Annotated in this window: 19 protein-coding genes; 17 read left to right on the top strand and 2 right to left on the bottom strand. The window is 38.3% G+C overall.

All coding sequences use genetic code 11. From position 1 onward, the window contains the following. Positions 1–2220 (bottom strand): beta-carotene 15,15'-monooxygenase, encoded by a 2220-nt coding sequence (locus P0106_RS02705; protein WP_473730402.1) that lies wholly within the window; start codon positions 2218–2220, stop codon positions 1–3. Between the two features lie 15 nt (positions 2221–2235). Further along, positions 2236–3837, bottom strand: a complete 1602-nt coding sequence (locus P0106_RS02700; RefSeq protein ID WP_004111673.1) for an ABC-F family ATP-binding cassette domain-containing protein — start codon at positions 3835–3837, stop codon at positions 2236–2238. A 260-nt stretch (positions 3838–4097) separates the two neighbouring features. Between P0106_RS02700 and uvrA the strand changes: the two genes are divergently transcribed. The 17 genes from uvrA (at position 4098) to P0106_RS02615 (ending at position 23785) form a co-directional block, all read left to right on the top strand. After that, a complete protein-coding gene (gene uvrA / locus P0106_RS02695; RefSeq protein WP_473730401.1) occupies positions 4098–7121 on the top strand; it encodes an excinuclease ABC subunit UvrA in 3024 nt (1007 codons plus the stop codon). A 47-nt stretch (positions 7122–7168) separates the two neighbouring features. Next, positions 7169–9400: an excinuclease ABC subunit UvrC gene (gene uvrC, locus P0106_RS02690; RefSeq protein WP_473730400.1), complete on the top strand. Its 2232-nt coding sequence runs from the start codon at positions 7169–7171 to the stop codon at positions 9398–9400. A gap of 88 nt (positions 9401–9488) precedes the next feature. Further along, positions 9489–10619, top strand: a complete 1131-nt coding sequence (locus P0106_RS02685) for a GuaB3 family IMP dehydrogenase-related protein (RefSeq protein ID WP_004115105.1) — start codon at positions 9489–9491, stop codon at positions 10617–10619. 305 nt (positions 10620–10924) lie between these two features. Continuing rightward, positions 10925–11506 (top strand): hypothetical protein, encoded by a 582-nt coding sequence (locus P0106_RS02680; protein WP_004117869.1) that lies wholly within the window; start codon positions 10925–10927, stop codon positions 11504–11506. Positions 11507–11717: 211 nt separating this feature from the next. After that, on the top strand, positions 11718–13778 hold the full coding sequence (locus tag P0106_RS02675; RefSeq protein ID WP_119675633.1) for an AMP-dependent synthetase/ligase: 2061 nt from the start codon (positions 11718–11720) through the stop codon (positions 13776–13778). Between the two features lie 126 nt (positions 13779–13904). Next, positions 13905–14393 (top strand): peptide deformylase, encoded by a 489-nt coding sequence (def, locus tag P0106_RS02670; RefSeq protein WP_116692084.1) that lies wholly within the window; start codon positions 13905–13907, stop codon positions 14391–14393. A 270-nt stretch (positions 14394–14663) separates the two neighbouring features. Further along, positions 14664–15464 (top strand): 30S ribosomal protein S2, encoded by an 801-nt coding sequence (gene rpsB, locus P0106_RS02665; RefSeq protein WP_004111661.1) that lies wholly within the window; start codon positions 14664–14666, stop codon positions 15462–15464. Between the two features lie 29 nt (positions 15465–15493). Then, entirely contained in the window at positions 15494–16345 is an 852-nt protein-coding gene (gene tsf, locus P0106_RS02660) for a translation elongation factor Ts (RefSeq protein ID WP_116437777.1), read from the top strand. A gap of 176 nt (positions 16346–16521) precedes the next feature. Next, entirely contained in the window at positions 16522–17271 is a 750-nt protein-coding gene (gene pyrH / locus P0106_RS02655; protein WP_004111656.1) for a UMP kinase, read from the top strand. A 102-nt stretch (positions 17272–17373) separates the two neighbouring features. After that, positions 17374–17928 (top strand): ribosome recycling factor, encoded by a 555-nt coding sequence (frr, locus tag P0106_RS02650; protein WP_004111654.1) that lies wholly within the window; start codon positions 17374–17376, stop codon positions 17926–17928. A gap of 34 nt (positions 17929–17962) precedes the next feature. Next, positions 17963–19003: a phosphatidate cytidylyltransferase gene (locus P0106_RS02645; protein ID WP_116437776.1), complete on the top strand. Its 1041-nt coding sequence runs from the start codon at positions 17963–17965 to the stop codon at positions 19001–19003. A 90-nt stretch (positions 19004–19093) separates the two neighbouring features. Beyond that, positions 19094–20029 (top strand): prolipoprotein diacylglyceryl transferase, encoded by a 936-nt coding sequence (lgt, locus tag P0106_RS02640; RefSeq protein WP_020761905.1) that lies wholly within the window; start codon positions 19094–19096, stop codon positions 20027–20029. Between the two features lie 64 nt (positions 20030–20093). Beyond that, the gene (gene rpe / locus P0106_RS02635; protein WP_473730399.1) at positions 20094–20759 is read left to right on the top strand and encodes a ribulose-phosphate 3-epimerase; all 666 of its coding nucleotides are present in this window, start codon (positions 20094–20096) and stop codon (positions 20757–20759) included. A gap of 101 nt (positions 20760–20860) precedes the next feature. Then, positions 20861–21463: a CDP-alcohol phosphatidyltransferase family protein gene (locus tag P0106_RS02630; RefSeq protein ID WP_004115092.1), complete on the top strand. Its 603-nt coding sequence runs from the start codon at positions 20861–20863 to the stop codon at positions 21461–21463. A gap of 42 nt (positions 21464–21505) precedes the next feature. Beyond that, positions 21506–22537: a DUF881 domain-containing protein gene (locus tag P0106_RS02625; protein WP_116437774.1), complete on the top strand. Its 1032-nt coding sequence runs from the start codon at positions 21506–21508 to the stop codon at positions 22535–22537. Positions 22538–22548: 11 nt separating this feature from the next. Then, positions 22549–22881, top strand: coding sequence for a small basic family protein (locus P0106_RS02620; protein WP_004111642.1), 333 nt, complete (start codon positions 22549–22551; stop codon positions 22879–22881). A gap of 1 nt (position 22882) precedes the next feature. Then, a complete protein-coding gene (locus tag P0106_RS02615; protein ID WP_116437773.1) occupies positions 22883–23785 on the top strand; it encodes a DUF881 domain-containing protein in 903 nt (300 codons plus the stop codon). The last annotated feature ends 14 nt before the right edge of the window (positions 23786–23799 follow it).

Genomic DNA, 23799 nt, shown 5'->3' with positions numbered 1-23799 from the left:
TTAGATTAATGTGAACCAGCATCTCACAGTATGCCACATTTGAGGATTAAAACGTAGTATTGAGTCTTCTCTGCCTGGTACGAACCAGCTTAGAAAAGCTATTGCTATGGAGAAAAATAGAAGACCAAAAATAACGAATCGCAGTAAATAGCATAATGTTTTAGTTTTCCAAGTGTCACATACTGTAATATCAGCATATTTTTGTAGCAAAGAATTAATACCTATTATTGCGCTTAAAGCGAAAAGCCATGCAAAATCCGCAATATATCGCCATCCTATCCCAGCTTTTAAGCTGTCAAAAACAATAACGATTATGCCAGAAATTACAGATATTATAGCTAATCTTGTAGCGATTTTACTCATGTTTCTAGCCATTGTGAAAACGCATATAATTCCTAGTAATGCGAGTGGAGATAATGTAAACATTCCACCAATCATTGGCTCTGCATATTGCCATTTTTCAAAAGCAATAGGTTGAATTGCTATCCAAGGGAAAGTTGATATAAAACGTATTGGCAAAGCTATATAACTTAAAATGGATGGAATGATGTTCTGCGAAGGGAGACGCATTGAAGTCATATCTGTAATCGTAATCTGATATTCATTGCCAAAATTAAAAGGGGACCCAAATCTTAAAGCATTATATAATCCGATTGGTATTGCAACTATTATAAATGGAATAATTATGCAAAGAATTAGCTTTAATAAGTTTTTAAGATTTTCTATAGATTTTTTGTCACTGATAATAATATTTTTAATATATGAGTAAAAATGAGTATAAAATAGCGGAATTGCGAATAGAAAAGCGATTATAAAAGTTGGTCTACAACCAAGATTAAAAGCAATAAACAATGATCCTGCTGCAATATGCTTAAACGATATTATTGATGATGGTTTTAATTGTTCCACTATTTTATGCGTTTTTGTAGTTTCTTCATCTTTAATAGATCCGAGATAAAACCATAATCCAAGTGAAGTGAAGAATAATGATGCGGCCATTGGAACTGAATAAAAGGATGTTCTAAACCACAAGTAAACGGTGTTTGAAGTAATAAAGAATAAGGTTAAACAAATTGATACACAAGCAAGAGTTGCCTGATGATTAACACGTTTAATTAGACGAATAACCAATAGTGAGCCAAAAATTAAAAATCCAATTAAGCATATGAAAGTGGCTATTGTTGTAGGGAGCATGGCTCCACCAGGAATCCACAAATTGGATATAATCTTATACGGTATAAAGAATAAAACAACTGGTATTACACCAAAATACGAATACCAATGACCCTTATAATACGCATGATCCCAATAAATATTGTGTACACAATCAGAAAGAAGATTATTTCTTGCAATTGGGTCATACGGATTAGATAATTTTTGCATTTGCGGTGGAACAGGTAAATCAAGATGAGTCTTACCTTTAAGTAGAGCGTCTGCTGTACGTGCGTATTGATCAAAATCGTAAGTGTAGTTTCCAGCAACATCAAAATGCATTGGAATACCGTTAAAAACATTCCAAAATATTGCAAAAATAGCAATCAAAAGGAAAGGCGTCCAGAATAAAGTGAGTAAAAGCCTTTGATTAATACTCTTTGTATTAAGTTTGATTTTCCATAATTTAGACCAAGGATTCCACAAAGAAATCAAAATTGAAACGACTATAAGAAGAAAAACGCGACCCCAATTCCAGCTAAAAGGTGCTCTAACATTTGCTTTAGCATCCTCAACGTCTACAACATCTCCTTTAGGATGTTGTATCCATAATCTAAGAGTGCTTTTAACTCCAATTGCTTGATCTGGAACTGGAAGCATAGCAAAACTAATGGCTCTAGGATTGGTGCTCAACGGCTTTCCAGCGATTTTATTAACATCAATTCGTACATGCACATCCGTTTTGACAGGACTTTTGCCAATTTTTTTCGGCGTAATTAGTGAAGGCTTAAGCTGAATATATGGTGAAGATCCGTCGGAATTAACTTCTAAATAAGATTCCGAAGGATCGGTAATTAAAAGTCCTCCAGAAGAAAGTCTTTCAATACCTGGACCAGTTGCATTGTGTGCAAACATGCTATCTGTGCTGCCAGTAACACTATTCCAAAATGGAATATTTCCAACAGTGCATTCAAACAATGCTATTAACAGCAAGATTGCTAAAGGCGCGCGAAGAACATGGAAAATGTGTTGTAGCGTAAAATTAGCAAATCTAGCTGTTGTTTTCATAGCAATCCTAAAATCCTATTCTTCTGCAACCAAATCAAGATAGTCATCACTCCACAAATCTTCATCACCGTCTGGCATAAGAAGAACTCGTTCAGGGTTTAACGCAAGAACTGCTCCTTCATCGTGAGTAACCAATACAATAGCGCCTTCGTATTTTGCAATGGCTTTAAGAATTTCATCTCTAGAAGCTGGATCTAAATTGTTAGTAGGCTCATCGAGCAAAAGCACGTTTGCTTTTGAAGTTACAAGAGTTGCCAAGGCTAGACGAGTTTTTTCGCCTCCCGAAAGCACTTTAGCTGGCTTCATTGCGTCATCTCCAGAAAATAGGAAGCTTCCTAGCATAGATCTTGCTTGAGTGTCATTTAAATCTGGAGCAACATGCTGAAGATTTTCTAATACTGTCGCATCTAAATCCAAAGTGTCGTGTTCCTGAGCAAAATAGCCAATCTTGCAGCCATGCCCATAGTTTACGCTGCCAGTATCTGCACTTTCTTCTCCAGCTAGAATACGCAAAGTGGTTGTTTTACCAGCACCGTTATATCCAAGAATAACAACTCTTGAACCTTTATCTATAGCCAAATTTATGCCAGCAAATACAATATTGGATCCATAAGCTTTTGAAATATCTTCAGCCATAATAGGTGTTCGTCCGCAAGGAGCAGGTTCTGGAAAACGAATATCTGCTACTTTCTCGCGACTTTGTGCTTCGCTTGTTTCACTTAACAGACGTTCAGCCCTACGCATCATGTTTTGAGCTGCTACTGCTTTTGTTGCTTTTGCATGTAAACGAATACCTTGTTTCATAAGGCGTTCAGCTTTTTTTTCAGCCACTTCTCGTTCTCTGCGCCTGCGTTCTTCGTCTACAACGCGTTGATGTAAGTATGCTTTCCAACCCATTGAATACATGTCTATTTGAGCCAATTGTGCATCTAAATGCCAGACTTTATTTACAACCTCATCTAGCAATTCTGTTGAATGGGATATCACTAAGAATCCACCAGAGAATTTTTTCAAATAGTTTCTCAACCAAATTATAGAATCTGCATCTAAATGGTTAGTAGGCTCATCTAAAATCAGCGTGTCTGCATCGGAGAAAAGTATTCGTGCAAGTTCAATTCGTCTACGTTGACCGCCAGATAGAGTTCCAAGAGCTTGCTTCATAATTTCTTGTGGAAGCCCAAGGCTATTTGCCATCGATATTGCTTCCGATTGCACAGCGTATCCACCAGCTTTTTCAAAGTCTTCAATGGCTTTGTCGTAGCGATTCATGGCTTTCGTCATAATATCTGGATCTGGATTCGTCATCTCTTTTTCTGCTTTTCGTATACGAGATACAATTGACGAAATGTCGCGAGCGCTCATAATCCTATCTAACGCGCTTTGTTCTGGATCTGCTGCATGCGTATCTTGTGGTAGATACCCCAATCCACCACTTACTCGTACAGTTCCGCCAGCAGGGAGCATTTCTCCTGTTATTACTCGTGTAAGAGTTGTTTTTCCAGCTCCATTCCTTCCAACTAAGCCGATTTTGTCGCCTTTTGTAACGTGAAAATCTGTTGGGTTTAATAGCGTGCGCGCACCAATTTGTATAGTAAGTCCTTGTGCGTCAATGGCCATTTGCACCCACTCCTTAAAACAATGCTTTAATCTGAATATCTTCAAAATGTGTTAGCCAAACTCACGATTATACAGTTAGGCTTGCATAGTTTTTGCTAAAGGATTTTATTCTTTATTTTTCTATGTATTTCGACAACACGCAGAAAATTATCTACTTCGAACAAGTGTTCTATAATTAATCGTATTGTATAATTAATGCTCAATCAAGAATGGGTTTGGTGCAAAATCTTGATTCTTAAAATAGCTCTTAGGGAGGCAGAATGCAAAGCAAATCAGATTCTTCGCAAAAGATGCAATTACCTTTATCCCAAGATGCAATTTTAGATAACAAAAACCGTGAATGTAATAAAAAAGCTGACATCTTGCAATCTATGCTCGATTCTGCTCATCCTGTAAAAAACAATGACAATTTAGTATATGATTTGTCTTCTGTTCCTTCAGATTTAAAGATAACCATACAAGGAGCTAGAGAACACAATTTAAAAAATGTTAGTTTACAATTGCCTAGAAATCGTATGATTGTTTTTACTGGATTGTCAGGATCTGGTAAATCTTCTCTTGCTTTCGATACTCTTTTTGCAGAAGGTCAAAGGCGTTATGTGGAATCCTTAAGCGCGTATGCCAGGCAATTCCTTGGAAGAATGGATAAACCAGATGTAGATTTTATTGAGGGATTAAGCCCAGCTGTATCTATTGACCAAAAAACTACTAATCGTAACCCTCGTTCTACTGTTGGAACAATCACAGAAGTTTATGATTATTTAAGGCTTCTTTTTGCTAGAGTTGGAATTCCTCATTGCCCTAAATGTGGCGAACTTGTCAGTGCTCAAACACCACAACAAATGGCTAATTCTATACTCTCTTTACCAGAAAGAACAAGATTGCAAATATTAGCACCTGTTGTTAACGGCAGAAAAGGCGAATTCAAAGATACAATTACTCTTCTTAGATCAGACGGCTATTCGAGAGCGCTTGTAGATGGGCAAATGCGCGAGCTTTCTGAAGATATTACTTTAGAAAAACAAAAGAAACACACAATCGAAGTTGTAATAGATAGGTTAATTATAAAAGATGGCATACGTACTCGTTTGACTGATTCTATAGAAACGGCTTTAAAACTTTCTAAAGGAATTGTTATAGCTGATTTTGTAGATGAAGTTGCTGATTCTAAATGCAGACGCCGAAATTTTTCTGAGCACAGAGCTTGTCCTAACAATCACCAGCTTAATTTATCAGAAATAGAGCCTAGAACATTCTCATTCAACGCTCCTTATGGGGCGTGCCCCGATTGCTCTGGAATCGGTTACAATCTAGAGATTGACCCTGCTCTTGTTGTTCCAAATACAGAAAAATCACTTAATGAAGGCGCGATAGAACCTTGGGCACTAAATAAAGCTGCAGGGGAATACTATAGGCATGTGCTACAAGGGCTAAGTGTTGAACTTGGTTTTAGTATGGATACACCATGGTGTGAATTGTCGAAAGATACGCAAAATTCAATACTTTATGGGCATGATTTCGAAGTAAAAGTATCTTATAAAAATAGATGGGGTAGGCAGAGAGAATATTCAACAGGATTCGAAGGTGTAGTGCGCACTCTTATGCGCAAGCATGATGAAACAGACTCAGATCAAATGCGCCAATACTACGAGTCATACATGCGAGAAGTTCCATGCTTAACATGTAACGGTAAACGATTGCGTCCAGAAGTCTTAGCAGTAACAATAAACTCATACTCAATTGCAGACATATGTGATATGCCAATAGAAAAAAGTCTTGAATGGATTAATTCTTTAAAACTAGAAGGATCAAGCAAGATAATTGCTAAAGAAATTGTAAAAGAAATCAAGGCAAGATTAGGATTCTTAAATGATGTTGGCTTAAATTATTTAACTCTTTCTAGAGCCGCAAAAACACTTTCAGGTGGAGAGGCACAAAGAATAAGATTGGCGACTCAAATTGGATCTGGACTAGTTGGAGTCATGTACGTTCTTGACGAGCCTTCAATAGGATTACATCAAAGAGACAATGAGAAACTCATATCAACATTGCACAATCTTCGCGACTTAGGTAACACTCTTATAGTTGTTGAACATGATGAAGATACAATTCGGCAATCCGACTGGTTAGTAGATATTGGACCCGAAGCTGGAGAAAACGGTGGAGAAGTAGTATATTGCGGACCAGCAAATCACATAAAAGATGCAAAACGTTCAATTACAGGAGACTATATTGCAAAAAGAAAATGCATAGAAGTTCCTAAAAATCGTCGAAAAATAAACAAAAATCGTTTACTAACTATTGTTGGAGCAAAAGAACACAACCTTAAAAATATAGATGTAGAAATACCTTTAGGCATATTTACTTGCATAACAGGAGTATCTGGATCTGGAAAATCTAGTCTTATAAACTCGATACTCTACCCAGTTTTAGCAGATAAGCTAAACGGCGCTCGCATTGTTCCAGGACTTCATAAACGAGTTGATGGTATTGAAAATTGTGACAAGGTTGTTCACGTAGACCAAAACCCTATTGGTAGAACTCCAAGATCAAACCCTGCGACTTACACTGGTGTCTGGGACAAAATACGTACACTTTTTGCTCAAACACCAGAAGCAAAAGTTAGAGGTTATGGTCCTGGAAGATTCTCGTTTAACGTAAAAGGCGGAAGATGCGAAGCTTGCAGCGGAGACGGAACGCTTAAAATCGAGATGAATTTTTTGCCAGATGTATACGTACAATGTGAAGAATGTCATGGGAAAAGGTACAACAGAGATACTCTAGACGTAACGTATAACGGTAAAACTGTTTCAGACGTGCTGAATATGCCAATTTCTGAAGCTGCTGTATTCTTTAAAGCATATCCATCTATTTCAAGATATTTGGATACTCTTGTACAAGTTGGTCTTGGATATATTAAACTTGGACAAAGTGCTCCAACATTATCTGGTGGAGAATCACAAAGAGTAAAGCTTGCTACAGAGTTGCAAAAACGTTCAACTGGCAAAACTGTTTATATTCTTGATGAGCCTACAACTGGATTGCACTTTGAAGATGTTCGTAAACTTTTAAGCGTTCTTCAATCTTTGGTAGATAAAGGCAATACTGTAATAGTTATTGAACACAATCTTGATGTTGTAAAATGCGCGGATTGGATTATTGATTTAGGACCAGAGGGAGGAGACAAAGGCGGCGAAATAGTGATCACTGGCACTCCAGAAGAAGTTGCAAAATCGACAAAAAGTTGGACGGGCAAATTCTTAAAGCCTATGCTCAAATCTTAAAGGAAATATTATTAAAAAGTATTTTTATGAAAGGAGGTGAAAACATAATGGAAATTGTGAATAATAACATAGATATCAAAGAAGATGCTATAAGCAGTCAAGGCAAATGGAAGAAAACTCATCTGTCTAATAGTGATATAAGCACTACTGACATTTTGAACAATTCAGTTAAAAATAATTTTGGAGCATCACTTTTAGGTGACACGAGAGACTTATTTAGACCAAAAACTTCCGATATTCCAAATCAACCTGGAGTATACAAGTGGAGAGATGATAAGGGGAAAGTAATATACGTTGGAAAAGCAAAAAGTTTAAGAAATAGGTTGTCTAATTATTTTCAACCGTTAAATCAGCTTCATCCTAGAACTCAGTCGATGGTTTTAACAGCTCGAAGTCTAGAATGGACCGTTGTAAACACTGAGCTTGAAGCTTTAACACTAGAATACACGTGGATTAAGGAGTTTAATCCACGTTTTAATGTTGTTTTTAAAGATGATAAAACATATCCTTATCTTGCTGTATCTGTGAATGATGATTTTCCAAGAGTCTGGATCACAAGAAATAGGAATTCTAAATCAACTAGATACTTTGGTCCATATGCAAAAGTGTGGCAGCTAAGGCACAGTCTAGATTCTTTGCTTAAGACTTTTCCTGTAAGAACGTGTAGACAATCCGTTTTTGTAAAAGCTCATAAAACTGGTAGACCTTGTCTTCTTGCAGATATTGGCAAATGCTCTGCACCTTGCATTGCAAAAGTGGATCGTAAAACTCACAGAAATAATGTTGAACAATTAGTTGGTGTACTAACTGGTTCTATAGGTGATTCTTACATTAACGATTTAACAAGAGAAATGAAAGAATCTAGCGATAATCTTGATTTTGAGAATGCTGCAAAAATAAGAGATAAAATAAACATTTTTAAAACTGTTATGCAACAAAATTCTGTTGTTTTTGACGAGAATGTTGAAGCTGATGTTTTTGGTTTTAGTGGAGATTCTCTAGAGGCATGCGTTCACGCATTCTTTGTTCGCGAAGGCTTATTGCGAGGAGAGAAAAATTGGCAGGTTGAAAGAAGCGAGGATATTAACGATGCAGATATAATAGCGAATTTGCTTATGCGAGTTTATTCAGAATATGAATCAAATAATAATTTGCAATATGAAGACTCTTTGAAAATAGAGCAATCAAGAAATGCATTGCAGATTGACTTGGAGAATACCAAGAGTAAATATATTGACTCAGCGTATCGTGCAAAAACAACAAAAGAGCGTAAAAAAAGGCAAGAATCAACAGGAAGGGGAGATTTACTAGACCCAATTACCCCAATCCCTAGAGAAATAATCATTCCTTTTGAAATATCACAGAATCAATGTGAAAATTTGGAAAATTGGTTAAGCAAATTGCGTGTATCTAAAGTTAGCATTAAGGTTCCTGAACGTGGCGATAAACGAAATCTTATGAATCAAGCAAATGATAATGCTAAACAATCATTAATGAGACTGAAGTCCAGCAGAATCAGCAGTTTAGATGCAAGAAGTAGCGCCATGAACGAGGTTGCCGATGCTCTTGGAATGAGCGAATCTCCTTTGCGTATTGAATGTTATGATATTTCCAATACGGTAAATGGAGAATATCAGGTTGCATCAATGGTTGTATTTGAAGATGGTATTGCTAAACCTAGCGAGTACAGAAGATTCTCCATAAAAGGGTCTGATGGCAACGGAAAACTTGATGATTTGAGCGCATTGTATGAAACTATTTCTAGGCGTTTTAAGCACACAAGTAGTGGCGATGTAGATGATGATTACGGAGAAAATCTTGAAAAATCAAAATATAAAAAATTCGCTTATACGCCTAATCTTATAGTTGTTGACGGGGGTAGAGAACAAGCCAGAGCAGCACAAAAAGCTATGATAGATTGTGGAATAAAAAACATAGTCGTATGCGGTTTGGCTAAAAAGCTTGAAGAAGTTTGGCTTCCTAATAATGAATACCCAATTATTCTTAAACGAAGCTCCCAAGGATTATATTTGCTACAGAGAGCTAGAGATGAATCGCATCGTTTTGCTATAACTTATCATAGGCAGAAACGAAGAAGAGCCATGTTAAATTCGTCACTAGACTTGATTCCTGGTATTGGAGAGTTTTACAAAAAACGTCTTCTTTCCGTATTTGGTAGTGTTAAGAAATTAAAAGATGCGAGTATTGACGATTTACAAAAGGTCTCTGGCATCGGTCAAGCTAAAGCTAAATCTATTTACGAATCATTGCATAAGTAACATTGATATTCAATAGAATTATCTTATAAATTAGTTAAATAATTTTCGGCATGTTGATTCGTCATGATAAGACACTAGCCTTGTAAGTATGTCTCAGGAAATTGAAATAGGATTGGGCAAAAAAGCCCGAGTCGCTTACTCACTTGACGATATTGCTATACTACCTTCGCGTCGTTCTCGCGACCCGCAGGCTGTTTCTACGTCCTGGCAAGTCGATGCTTATAGTTTTGACGTACCAGTGATTGCTGCGCCAATGGATTCTGTTACTAGCCCAGATACGGCTATTGCAATGGGTCAGATGGGCGCCTTGGGCGTACTTGATTTGGAAGGTTTATGGACTCGTTACGAGGATCCAGAACCACTTCTAAAGGAAATTTCGGAGCTTCCAAACGAAATTGCTACGAAGCGTATACAAGAAATTTATTCTGAACCAATTAAGCCTGAACTTATTGTTAAACGTTTGCGCACTATTCGTGATTCTGGAGTTACTGTTGCAGGTGCTCTTTCCCCTCAGCGCACTCAGGAATTCTACTCTACTGTGTTAGAAGCTGGAGTAGATCTTTTTGTTATCCGTGGAACAGCTGTTAGTGCAGAACATGTTTCTAAAGATCATGAACCACTTAATCTAAAGAAATTTATTTATGATCTTGATGTTCCAGTTATTGTAGGAGGCTGTGCTGATTACACTTCAGCTTTGCATTTAATGAGAACTGGTGCAGCTGGGATTCTCGTAGGTTTCGGTGGAGGTGCAGTTTCTGCAACTATGAACACTCTTGGTGTTCAAGCTCCTATGGCAACTGCAATCTCAGATGTTGCCGAAGCTCGTCGCGACTATATGGATGAATCTGGCGGAAGGTATGTTCAAATTATTGCAGATGGCGGAATGGGAACATCTGGCAACTTTATTAAGGCTTTGGCTATGGGAGCAGATGCAGTTATGCTTGGAACTCCTTTAGCGCGAGCAACCGAGGCTCCAGGCCGAGGAATGCATTGGGGTGCAGAGGCTCGCCATCCATCTTTGCCACGCGGAATGCGTACAAATGTTGGAACTGTTGCTCCGCTGGAGAATATCTTGTTTGGTCCAAGTCATATGGCAGACGGAAAAACAAATTATGTTGGTGCGTTAAGGCGCACAATGGCATCCACTGGGTATGTTGATGTTAAGAGTTTCCAGCGTTGTAGTGTTGTATTTAACCCATTCCATCAGGATGTTCGGTAATTTTTAATACTATTTGTTTACTTCCTTGTGAGCTTAAAACTAAAAATTTAAGTGCACAAGGAAGTAAAAACTATAATGTGCATAACTTAACACTAAATAATCCTTGATTTTTCAACAAAAATCGAGGATTTAATTTTATTTATGCACACTTAGAAATAATACTTTGAATTTTTGAAATAAGTTGTATGCTTTATTTAAACCTTTGCTAGACATTGGTTTTAAATTAAAAATACAAAAAATAAAATAAGGAATTTAAAAATAGAAAATGGGATAAGTAACAAATTTTAACGGGAAAGAGCAGGAAAATGAATAATACTCTTGGTACCATAGTCAGCGATAACTATGACGAAAATGATGCATTCTGGGAAGTTGTAAAAAACGACTTTGCTGCAAATGATGATCATCCTACGTTCAAGTGGAATGATCGCAAGCCATTGCCAGTATACGAAGGTTCATTCCCAGTGGGTTCTTCGCATTTTATGGCAACATATCATGTATCATCATGCTTTAATAATTCGGCAGATGAGGAATTGTACTTAGACCTCGCTTTAATAGCGTGCAAGGTAGCATGTATTGCTAGTGACATTTCTAGAGGAAGACCGATATCGTCACAAATGCGTAAGGTTCTTAGCGAAGAATGTATTTTTAAGCTTGAAAACATGTGGTATCTAATATCTCAATGTTTCTCAGACAAACACGATGAATATACAAGTTGGCAACTACGTTGCAAACCGACTATGCCAAGAATGATAAATGGAATGCTAATTAGTCCAACTCGTTTTGAGGCAGTTGTTTTATTTTCTATTGGAAGCTTAAATTATTGTGCGTCTTTGGCATTTAAATCTCAAAACGGGAGTTGGATATGTACATTAGTTGACTTGGGATGATTGGGAGGAAATATACTAGCCTTTAAATTCCATTGTCAATTAAATAATAGTTAAATACAAAAATATGACTCTTCTGGTTTAGGTAATCATTATTAGTTTGCTTCTAATTATCTAACCAGAAGAGTTTATTTGTAAAAACCACCAATTTTAGGTTGACATTTTTGTACGACTTTCGTTTGTGTCGTGTTAGATATACCGTACAATTAAGACTATGCTGCGAGAATTTGCTGTAGAGGTCATTCACCCAACAAATGACGGTGACACAATTTATTCACTGCTTGCCAATAGGGCAATGCGAGATCCACAAGGCGTAATAGCCCAATGGCAAGACGATGATACTCGTCAATGGCATGATGTTACTGCATCGGAAATGCTATTAAAAGTTCGTGCAACAGCTAAGGGGTTGATTGCTCTTGGCGTTAAACGAGGAAGCAAAGTTGTTATTTATTCCCCAACCTGTTATGAGTGGGGTGTTACGGATTTTGCTTGCGCGTGCATTGGTGCTGTAAGCATTCCAATTTATGAAACAGATTCAGCAATTCAAGCTGCTGAAATTATTTCTGAAGTAAAGCCTGTTATAGCTTTTGCAGGTGATGATGAACATGCGCAGTGTTTAGAGCGAGTCCGCCAAGACAATAAGCGTATGTCTTTAAAGACTATTTTTAACTTTAAAGCTGCTGGAATAGACGCAGTGATTGATTTTGGAAAATCAATCAGCGACGACGAGCTTAATAGAAGCATAGGTCAAGTAAAAGCTGATGATTTAGCGACTATTGTATATACCTCTGGTTCAACTGGAAAACCAAAGGGTGCAATGCTTTCCAATAGGAATTTTACGCATATTGTCTATGCGGCTTATGACGTTTTAAATGATATGCTTTATAAGCCAAGTAGACTATTGCTGTTCCTTCCATTAGCTCATTGCTTTGCCAGATACATACAATATGTGGCAATAGGTTCTCACGGCGTTATTGGATATGTGCCAAATGCGAAGCATTTATTAGCAGATTTGCGTAGTTTTAAACCTACATATTTGCTTGGAGTTCCAAGAGTGTTTGAAAAGGTTTATAATGCTGCGTCTCAAAAAGCTGGAGCAGGTATACGCGGTAGGATTTTTGCGAAGGCTGTACAACATTTTATTGAGTGGTCTAAAAATGAAGTTGAAGGCAGAGCACATTCAATTTATGCAAAACTTCAGCATGACTTCTATATGAAAACTGTTGGATCTTCCATAAGGTCTGCTTTGGGACCTAATCTATCGTGGTTAGCTTGCGGCGGAGCTCCAATAAATGCTGAACTTGCTCATTTCTTTAACGGATTGGATGGAATAACCTTTATTCAAGGTTATGGAATGACAGAAACAGCAGCTCCTTGTGTTGTTAATTTTGAACATGCTAATCAAGTTGGTTCTGTGGGTCGCCCTGGTCCTGGAATTACTATCCGTATTGCAGATGATGGGGAAGTCCTTGTAAAAGGTCCTAACGTTTTTATCGGATATTATGATAAGCCAGATCTTACTGCGGATGTTATTGACGAAGATGGATGGCTCCATTCTGGAGATTTAGGCGAGATAGACGATGAAGGATTCTTGTCTATTACTGGCAGAAAGAAAGATATTATTATCACTGCTGGTGGGAAAAATATAAGTCCAGCGCCTTTGGAAAGTATTATCTCTAAGTGTCCTCTCGTATCTCACGCAGTAGTTGTAGGAGACGGTAAGCCATTTGTTTCCGCTTTGATTGAGGTTGAGCCAGATATGGTTCGTTCTTGGCTTAAGAGTCAGGGAATGGATGAAAATCTTTCTATGAGTGCTGTTGCGGAAAACGATGCTATTCGTTCTGTTGTACAACAGTTTATTGATCAGGCAAATAGCACTGTTTCTAGAGCTGAGTCTATTCGTAAATTTATTATTTTGGATGAAGAATTTTCACAAGATGCTGGCACTTTGACTCCAAGCATGAAAGTTGTGCGTCCTAAGGTTTTGAAGAGGTATTGTGATCTTATAGAGAATCAGCTTTATGCTCCAAAACCAAACAGTAGACCATTACCTGCTACAGTTAAGATTTTAGATAAGACAACTGAGACTGTTAAGCAAGCGCAAGAAACTGTTAAACAGGCTCAAGAAGCGGTTACTCCTAGAGTTAAACAAGCAATAGATCAGGCTGCTACTCATCTGAAACGTTTTGGTGAGGATTTGCCTACACAGGTTAATGTAAAAGATCAGCATACTGAATATGCTGATAAGAATAATAATTCTAACGACAAAGAATAGTTATTGAAATTAAATTAGCTATAAAACGTTAAATAGGCTGATTAAAATTGCAATTTTAATTACACTAAGTCTTGTATAATTGCATTGCATTTTTAATTAGCCTTTTAGAATTTTTAAGGAAGTACTGTGACTATTAGACAGATTCGCATTGTTCCAGATCCTGTTCTTCGAACACCATGTGACCCAATTCGTGAGATTACTCCAGCAGTTAGAAGTCTCGTAGAAGATTTATTAGAGACTGTAAACGATCCAGGTAGAGCTGGGCTCAGTGCAAATCAAATAGGTATTAGCCTTAGAGCGTTTTCATACAATATTGAAGGCCATATTGGCTATATTCTCAATCCTGTTATTGAAGAATTGAGTGGTGAACAATATGGGGATGAAGGTTGCTTGTCCGTTCCAAGATTATGGTATAAGACTCGCAGGGCAGATTATGCTAGGGCTAAAGGCATTGATTTAGACGGTAAAACTATTGTTCTAGAGGGCAAGGGGTTAATGGCTCGTATGATTCAGCATGAGTGTGATCATTTAGATGGACACGTTTATTTGGATCGTTTAGAGAAAGATGTTAGAAAACAAGCTTTGCGCCAACTTCGTAATGGATTATCTAAATAATATCTAGATAAGAAATATCAACAACTATAGTATTAGTTCCTAATATTTATTTAGTATTAAGCGTCTGATATGATTATCTTTTGCGTGTCCATTGAGCATGAATGTTGTCGCGTTATATGATTGCTCGTTTTTTATTGTCTACTCGGATACGCGAATACGCGCCATGTACGCGTCCGTTCGTGTCGGTCGGCTTGGATTTAGACATATGTTATCCAAGTTGCATGCGAACAGGCATGGCCAGGCAAGAACCGACAAGAAAGGTATATAGATATGGCACAGATTACCATGAGTGAAATGCTGAAGGCAGGTTTGCACTTCGGACATCAGACTCGTCGCTGGAATCCAAAGATGAAGCAATTTATTCTAACCCAGCGCAATGGTATTCATATCATCAATTTGTTCAAGTCGCTCGACATGATTGACAAGGCTTATGACTTCATTAAGCAGACTGTTGCTCACAACGGTACTGTTTTGTTCGTGGGTACCAAGAAGCAGGCTCAAGAAGCTGTGCAAAATCAGGCTACCCGTGTGAACATGCCTTACGTGAGCGAGCGTTGGCTCGGCGGTATGCTGACGAACTTCCAGACTGTTTCCACTCGCGTAAAGCGTCTCAAGGAACTTGAGGAAATGGACTTCACTGATGTTCGTGGATCTGGTTTGACTAAGAAGGAGCTTTTGCTTCTTGAACGCGAAAAGGACAAGCTTTCCAAGCAGCTCGGCGGTATTCGCAACATGAACCGTACTCCTTCGGCAATGTTTGTTGTTGATATTAACAAGGAAGCTTTGGCCGTTGAAGAAGCTCACAAGCTTGGTATTCCAGTTGTGGCAATCGTTGACACCAACACTGATCCAGACTCTGTTGAGTATCCTATTCCAGCAAATGATGATGCAATTCGTGGTGTCGAGCTTCTTACTAGCTTGATGGCTGACGCTGTTGCAGAAGGTTTGCTTGAACGTGCTGGAAAGGGCGCAAAGTCCGAAGGTTCTGACGCTCAGCCAATGGCAGCATGGGAAAAGGAACTACTCACTAAGGAAACTGAACAGTCTGAAGACGAAGCCAAGGCTGAATAAGTCTGTTGGCGGTTAATGAGGAGAACAAAATGGCAGCAATTACTGCAGCGTTGATTAAGCAGGTGCGCGAAGAAACTGGCGCTGGCATGATGGACGTTAAGAAGGCTCTTACCGAAGCCGAAGGCGATGTAGCTCGCGCTAAGGAAATTATCCGTGCTAAGGGCATTCAGGCCGCTGGCAAGCGTGAAGGTCGCAAGGCTCAGGAAGGAACCGTTGCTTCTAAGGTTGTTAAAACTGCAGAAGGTGAAACTGGCTATGCAGTTGAATTGAATTCCGAAACCGACTTTGTTGCTAAGACTCCAAAGTTCGTTGAATTCTCTGAAACCGTGTTAAGCAATGCTATTGAAGCTGACGCTTCTAGTGCAGAAGAGCTTCTTGCAGCTAAGGCTGGAGATGCTACGGTTAAGGAAGAAGTAGAAGAAGCAGCAGCTTTGTTTGGTGAGCACGTTAAGGTTGGGCAGATTGCCAAGATTAGCGGTCCTCACGTTGAGGTTTATGCTCACAAGAAGTCCGTTGAATTACCTCCAAGCATTGTTTCTATGATTGCTACCGACGAAGCGGGCGCTAAGGTTGCTCACGAAGCTGCTTTGCAGATTTCCGCTATGGGCGCTCAGTGGCTTCGCCGCGAAGATGTTCCAGCAGATGTGTTGGAGTCTGAGCGTCGCGTTGCTACAGAAAAGTCTTTAGCTGAAGGCAAGCCAGAGAAGATTGTTCCAAAGATTGTTGAAGGTCGTTTGAATGCCTTCTTCAAGGAAACCGTTCTTCTTGAACAAGCTTATGTTAAGGATCCTTCCAAGACTATTGGCGACTTGTTCAAGGAAGTTGGCGGCTCTGCTTTGGCTTTCGCTCGCGTTGAGGTTGGCAAAGGCTCTGCTGAATAATTTTTAAGCGAAAGCTTATTAAAAATTCATAAAACAAGAATGGGTTTGCGTGATAAGTCATGCAAACCCATTCTTTTAATTTATACATTATAAAATCGTGTTTTGCTGTGTCGTCATTGAAAGATATCATGGCAAAGATATGCTTGCGTTCGCCGTTATGACTGGAGGAAAGTTTTATGACTATCGCACAAGCGGGGGAAAGCAAGTCTCGTAGAGTTTTATTGAAGCTCTCGGGAGAAGCATTTGGCGGTGGAGCCGTTGGTATTGATACTCATGTTATTCGTAGAATTGCTGGAGAAATTGTAAAAGCAGTGCATGAAGGCGTGCAAGTTGCAATTGTTGTTGGCGGTGGAAACTTCTTCCGCGGAGCAGAACTTCAGCAGGCTGGAATTGATCGTAGCCGTGGTGACTATATGGGTATGCTCGGTACTGTTATGAATTGCTTGGCTTTGCAAGATTTTCTTGAACAAGCAGGGCAGGCAACGCGTGTGCAAACTGCTATAACAATGGGTCAAGTTGCAGAACCTTATATTCCACTTAAGGCAATTCGACACCTTGAAAAGGGTCGTGTAGTTATTTTTGGCGCTGGTGCTGGAATGCCATATTTTTCAACCGACACTGTATCAATTCAGCGATCTTTGGAAATACATTGCGATGAGGTTTTGATGGGCAAGAATGGTGTAGATGGCGTTTATAGCGCTGATCCACGGAAAGATAAGAACGCGAAGAAATTTGTAACGTTAAATTATCAACGTGCTCTTGTCGATGGTCTTGCTGTTATGGATGCTTCTGCACTATCTATGGCTAGAGATAACAAGCAGAAGATTCGCGTATTCGGATTAGAGGGTGAAGGAAACGTCACTAGAGCACTGGTTGGTGAGGAAATCGGAACTTTAGTTTCGGATGCTGAACCTACATTTGCTTAAATATGCGAATATTCATAATTTGAATATTTAAAATTTAATAAACATGAATAGATAGTTAAATAATAAATTTTAAAATTGGCACATACCGATAAAGGAGAATACATGCCAGCGATTATCGATCAGGCTCTTGAACAGATGAACAAGTCTGTGGAAGCTACTAAAGAGAACTTCATGGGTATTAGAACTGGACGTGCTAATCCTGCTCTTCTTAATGGCATTATGGTTGACTATTATGGTGCTCCAACACCTATTAAGGCTGTTGCTTCTATTGGTGTTCCAGAGCCTCGCACTCTTTCTGTAACTCCTTTTGATGCTTCGCAAGCTAATGCTGTAGAAAAGGCTATTCGCGATTCAGATTTAGGAGTAAGCCCTAATAGAGATGGAAATGTAATTCGTGTTACAATGCCAGAACTTACAGAAGACCGTCGTAAAGAATACGTAAAACTTGCTAAAACAAAAGCTGAAGAAGGTAAGGTTGCTGTTCGAAATATTCGCCGTAAAACCAAGGAGAATATTGATAAGTCTGTAAAAGATGGTGAAATCGGCGAAGATGAAGGAGAGCGCTTACAAAAAGAGCTTGATAAAGTTACGAAGCAAGTAACTGATTCCTTAGACGCTTTGCTTGATGGCAAGCAGAAGGAAATAATGGAGGTCTGATTCTTCAGAAACTTTTAGGTTGAATGGGTGTCGTATGAATCAAGAAAATCTTGGAGAATTGTCTAACAAAGCTGATTTGTTAACTAATAACAATTTAGTCGATAATAATAAGTCGGCAAAATCTGATTCTTCACATGAAAAGACCATTAACGGCACCCATGATACTTTAGACGATATAAATCGTCGTACTGGCAGAAATATGCCTCAGGCTATAGCGACTGCGATTTTATTGGTTGCTGTGATTGTTGCTTGTCTTGTAATTAGCATCGATACTTTTGTTATTCTTTTAACCATTTTTATGGTTCTCGCGTTGTGGGAGTTGCATGTAGATTTTGCTACGGCAGGTTTTAGGATCCCATTTCTGGTATTGTCTGTTTGTTCAGTAATCACTATTCTTTCTGCTTTTTATGCAAGATGGCATACTGTTGCTATGGCTAGTGGCATAACAGCATCATTGCTTTTAACTGTTGTTTTTGCTACATTGAATAGCACTGTTTCGCAAAGGACTTTACGCGCTGTAGAAAAAAAGCTCCAGCATCCTACATCATCTAAAAGTGCAAAGGCAAATACTTTCACTAATACGGCAGTCTCATTGTTTGTTGTATTGTATATTCCTTTGCTTGCCTCATGCATTGTTTTGTCTTTAACAAATACTAAGTATGCTATAGCGCATGCGATGCTGCTTGTGTTTCTACCAGCTTTAAGTGACACTGGTGGTTTGTTTGCTGGTGCGTGGCTTGGTAAGCATAAGCTCTCTCCTCGTATTTCTCCTAAGAAATCAATAGAGGGTCTTTTAGGGTCAATGCTTTTTGCTTTGATAGGTGCTTACGCTATCATATCTGGCTTCTATGGATCTTCTTGGATAAAATTCTGGTGGATGCCAGCAATAATGGGTGTTGCATCAGGCATGGTTGGTACCTTTGGTGATTTATGTGCTTCAATGCTTAAAAGGGATATTGGTATTAAGGATATGGGGCATTTGCTTAAAGGTCACGGTGGCGTTTTAGATAGAGTGGATTCTATTTTGCTTTGTGCGCCTGTTCTTATGGCATTGATTAAGGTTGTAGGGTTCTAATTTATAGGTAATATTTTAGATATTAATCGTTTGTTTTGTCATAAAAACATTACAAGTAACCGTCATGGTTTTCTACTAACATGAGGATTTATGACGATTTGTTCTATTCCTAGTCCTAGTATTTCTCAGATTACATTAGGACCTATAACGTTAAGATTTTATGCTTTATCAATTCTTGCTGGTGCACTTGTTGCAATGTGGATTACCACTCGTAGATGGAAACGAGAAGGCGGAGATTTTAATCAGATATTAGATGTTGCACTGGTTAGTCTTCCGTCAGGAATAGTTGGAGCACGTCTTTATCATGTTATTACCACTCCCGAAAAGTTCTTTGGACCTAAGGGAGATTTGTTGGAGATATTTAGAATTTGGAATGGTGGTTTAGGAATCTGGGGAGGAGTAATCCTAGGATCTATTGCTGCAAGCGCACTGTGTGCCTATAAAAAATATCCAATAAGCTTGCTTGCAGATGCAGCTGCACCTAGCTTGCTTATTGCACAAGGTATAGGGCGGTTAGGTAATTGGTTTAACCAAGAACTTTATGGTGCTCCAACTACTTTGCCATGGGGCCTAAAACTTAATTATTCTGCTGCAAATGCTATAGGACACAGTGAAAGTTGCTACGATGGTCTCACATGCCCAGAGGGTACTCTGTTTCACCCTACTTTCTTATATGAAATGATTTGGAATTTTGCAGGCGCAGCCTTGCTTATTTCTTTCGGCAAAGTTCTTAAGAGAAAACTTAAATCTGGATCTGAGTTTGTTCTTTACGTAATGTGGTATACGGCAGGAAGAATGTGGATTGAGTCTTTAAGGATTGATTTTTCACATACTTTTCTTGGAGTAAGAATTAACGTATGGGTTTCTATAGTTATATTTATTATTTCAATTATTGTTTTTATGATTTTGCAAAATACCCACAAGTCACGAACAGATCTTGTGAATCGTCTTATTGATATAACTGCAGATGAACGTGAGCGTGAATCTCAATCTAATTCAAATATTAAAACAAAAAGATTATCCTAAAATATTCTTAAATAATATAGATATTTTGTTTTTCTAGTCGCTTGCTTTTCTTAGAATGGAACACATGAATATACAAATAGCACCTAGCATTCTTTCTGCAGATTTTTGCAATCTTGAAAGAGATCTTATAGCAATTTCAAATGCTGATCTTGTTCACGTTGATGTTATGGATCATCATTTTGTACCGAATTTAACTTTAGGGGAGCCGATTGTAAAACGCATTTGCGAAGTTACTAGTCTTCCTGTAGATGTTCATTTGATGATTGAGGATCCTGATCGTTGGGCTCCAGAGTACGCAAAACTTGGTGCTGATTCTGTGAGCTTCCATATGGGTGCCACTCATGCGCCTGTTCGTCTTGCTCGTCAGCTGCGAGACATGGGTTGCAAAGCTTGTTTTGCAGTCCGCCCAGCTGAGCCAGTTGAACCTATTTTCGATATTCTTGATGAATTCGATATGATTCTTATTATGACTGTTGAGCCTGGTTTTGGTGGACAAAAGTTCTTGAGCAATCAAATGGGTAAGGTTCGTCGTTTACGTGATGAAATTGCTTGTCGTGGATTGGATACTCATATTCAGGTTGATGGTGGAGTTAGTCCTTCTACAGCTGCTATAGTCGCAGAAGCTGGCGCTGATGTGCTGGTTGCAGGATCTGCTGTTTATGGAGCTGAAAATCCATCAGCTGCTATTGATTCTATTCGTAATATTGCGCAAGAGGCTTGGCAAGCATAAAACTTTTATTGGGGCATTTTTAGAATAATGCCCCAATATTTTATATATGCAAAATAGAATACAATTGGTAAGTCTTTTAAATTGTTTTTAAGGAAATAGGTATGGTTAAGTTCATTTCTAATCAGGAGTACAGTCCTGAAGCACTTGATCGAGTTTTTACTGTACCTAATGTGATTAGTTTTCTGCGTATATGTTCTATACCATATCTTGCCATTTTAATTGCGCAAAATAAAATGGGAGTTGCTCTAATCGTTCTTGCTATATCTGCTTTTTCAGATTGCGTTGATGGTTATATTGCCAGAACTTTTAATCAGGTTAGCAAATTAGGGCAGATTTTAGATCCTGTTGCAGATAGGCTTTTAATAGCATGCAGCATTTTAGCTTTAGCGTTTGCCAAGATTATACCTTGGTGGGCGTTGGCTCTTGTTGTTTTGCGAGATATAGTAATGGCTATTTTGATTGTTATTCTTGCACAATATGATTATGGACCTTTACCAGTGAATTTCATGGGTAAAACTGGAACAGCATTATTGATGATTGCTATCGTATTATTTATGATTGTTTATGCTGTTGCTACTGAACCAATGCTTATTTTGTATGCTGCAGCGATAGCTTGTGCAATTTGGGGAATAACACTTTACTGGTTTGCTGGAGTATTGTATTGCATTCAAGCCTATAAGCTATTAATAAAAAAGTTTAAATAAGGATTATAAGTATTATAAACTGGTTTAAATAACGGACATATTATGGTGCAAAAGACTTCTAATCTAAATCATGATGTGAATAACACTGATAATAGTGTTATTCCAGAGTCTTTTCCTGCTCCAACCGTTATCTTATTTTCAAAACGCAGAGCAGTTTTTTCCAAATCTGTATTTGCTCTTGGTCCTCATCATGTGACTAATTCAAGTTATAGCTTTTCTAACCATAATGAAAAAAGACGTCGTATTGAAGACTATTCATTACGCTTAATTGACGATTTAAGCAATAGACCGGTGGATCCTCTTTTTATGGATTCCCGTCTTAATAAGCAGAATGTTAGTAAGATTAATCTCTGGATTACTAGAATAATTGTTTTTATTATTTGTGTTGCTCTTGGTACTGTGGGAAGCCAATTTGTGCGAAAATTGCATACGGATTCTCGTAAAGCCATACGTTTATCGTTAGCTAACGAGCTTACTTCTCACGCAAGCCGTTTTGACAATCTTGTTAAAGATGTAACTAGATTGCGGGCTAGTGTAGATCGTGAGTCAAAAAGAATTAATACTCCTTATGAAAATCAAGTTGATAAATCTGACAATATGACGAATGGTACACATGGCGTTGTAGGGTCTGGAATTGTTTTAACTATTGCTAATCCTATTTCTACAAACAATGACGTCTCTAGCGGCAACATTCCTAGAGAAATGGCTAAAGGAGAAAGAATTAGGGTTGTTACAGATAGAGATATTCAGATTTTTGTTTCCATTCTTTGGGATGCAGGCGCAGAAGCAATATCAATAAATGGTCATAGAATTGGCGCTCAAACGTCCATCCGTACTGCTGGGTCAACTATTCTTATAGGTGTTAATCAGACTCAAAGCCCTTATATGATTGAGGCTATTGGAGACAGTTCTAGTCTTATTGAAAAGTTAAATTCTCAAAAGCGTTCTCCGTGGTTTGTTTCTCTTAGCGACGCAGGTATTAACCCGCAAATTTCTAAGTCAAATACGCTTAAACTTTCTGCTGCGGGAACTGGTGAAATTAATTTTGCAAAAGAATTATTGAGTAGGAGATAGGAAAATAGGTTATGACAGCTGTTCTTGGATTGATTTTAGGTGCGCTTATTGGGATTGTTGTACATCCTGATATTCCAGTAGTTATTCAACCTTATCTGCCGATTATGGTTCTTGCAGCCTTGGACGCTCTGCTTGGAGCTGCTAGAGCTTATTTTGAGCGTAGTTTCTCTGATAAGGTGTTTGTTATTTCATTCTTTTCGAATGTTATTGCTGCTACTCTTTTAGTTTTACTCGGAAACCAACTTGGAGTTGGAGCACAATTGCAAACTGCTGTTATTGTTGTATTAGGAATACGAATCTTCTCTAACGTTTCTGCAATACGTCGTTTTATATTTAGAGGCTGATATGCGTCACCCATTTTCTAATACATCAAAAAATAGCATAAAAAACGACAATTTAGACGATACTTTTGATAAAAATGTTGACAAAAATATTGATAAAAATATTGACAATATCGTCAGAAAATTGCATCTTCAGCATGCTAAAGATCGCGAAAGTGATCGTACACAAACAGGTTCTTTCCCGATTGTTAAACGAAAAAATAAGCCTTCATTGCAAGGTCATATTACGCGTACTCGTATTTTAACTGGCTTACTTGTTATGCTTCTTTGTGCATTGCTTGGATTTGCTTATATGATTCAAGTTAATAGAAGTACACTTGTATATCAGACGATGAGTGAGGATGAGCTTACTCGTTTAATTACAGAAACTAATTCGCAAATACAAAATCTAGAGCAGCGAAAGTTTGAGTTAACTAGCCAGCTTAATTCTTTAAAAGCATCTGTTAACAAACAGGAGGAAGCTGCTAGGATTGCTAAGCAGAATTCTCAGACGAGTGGTTTAATATCTGGTCGTCTTCCAGCTGTTGGTAAGGGAGTAATTATTCACATTACTGCTGGAGAAAAAGAGCGTGTGGATGCTGCTACAATGTTTCAACTGCTTGAAGAGCTTCGTAATGCTGGAGTGGAGGTTATGTCTGTTAACGACATACGTATAGTAACTTCTAGCTATATTTCTGACACTAAGCATGGGTTATTGTGTGATGCAATTGAGATTAATCCTCCATATGTTGTTAAGGCTATTGGCGAGCCTCAGAACTTGCAAAACGCCGTAAATATTGCTGGGGGAGTTGGGTCTAGATTAAAAGTCAAATTCGGTGCTTCCGTATATGTTTCAACGCCTGAAGAGGTTGAAATTCGCTCGACACGCGAACCAAAACAGTATCAATATGCAAAACCGGTCGAATAAGAAGGTAAAATAGC

The sequence above is a fragment of the Gardnerella sp. c11Ua_71 genome, from assembly GCF_055818025.1.
The sequence above is the reverse complement of the archived record's forward strand: the minus strand, read 5'-3'. Positions and strand labels throughout refer to the sequence as shown.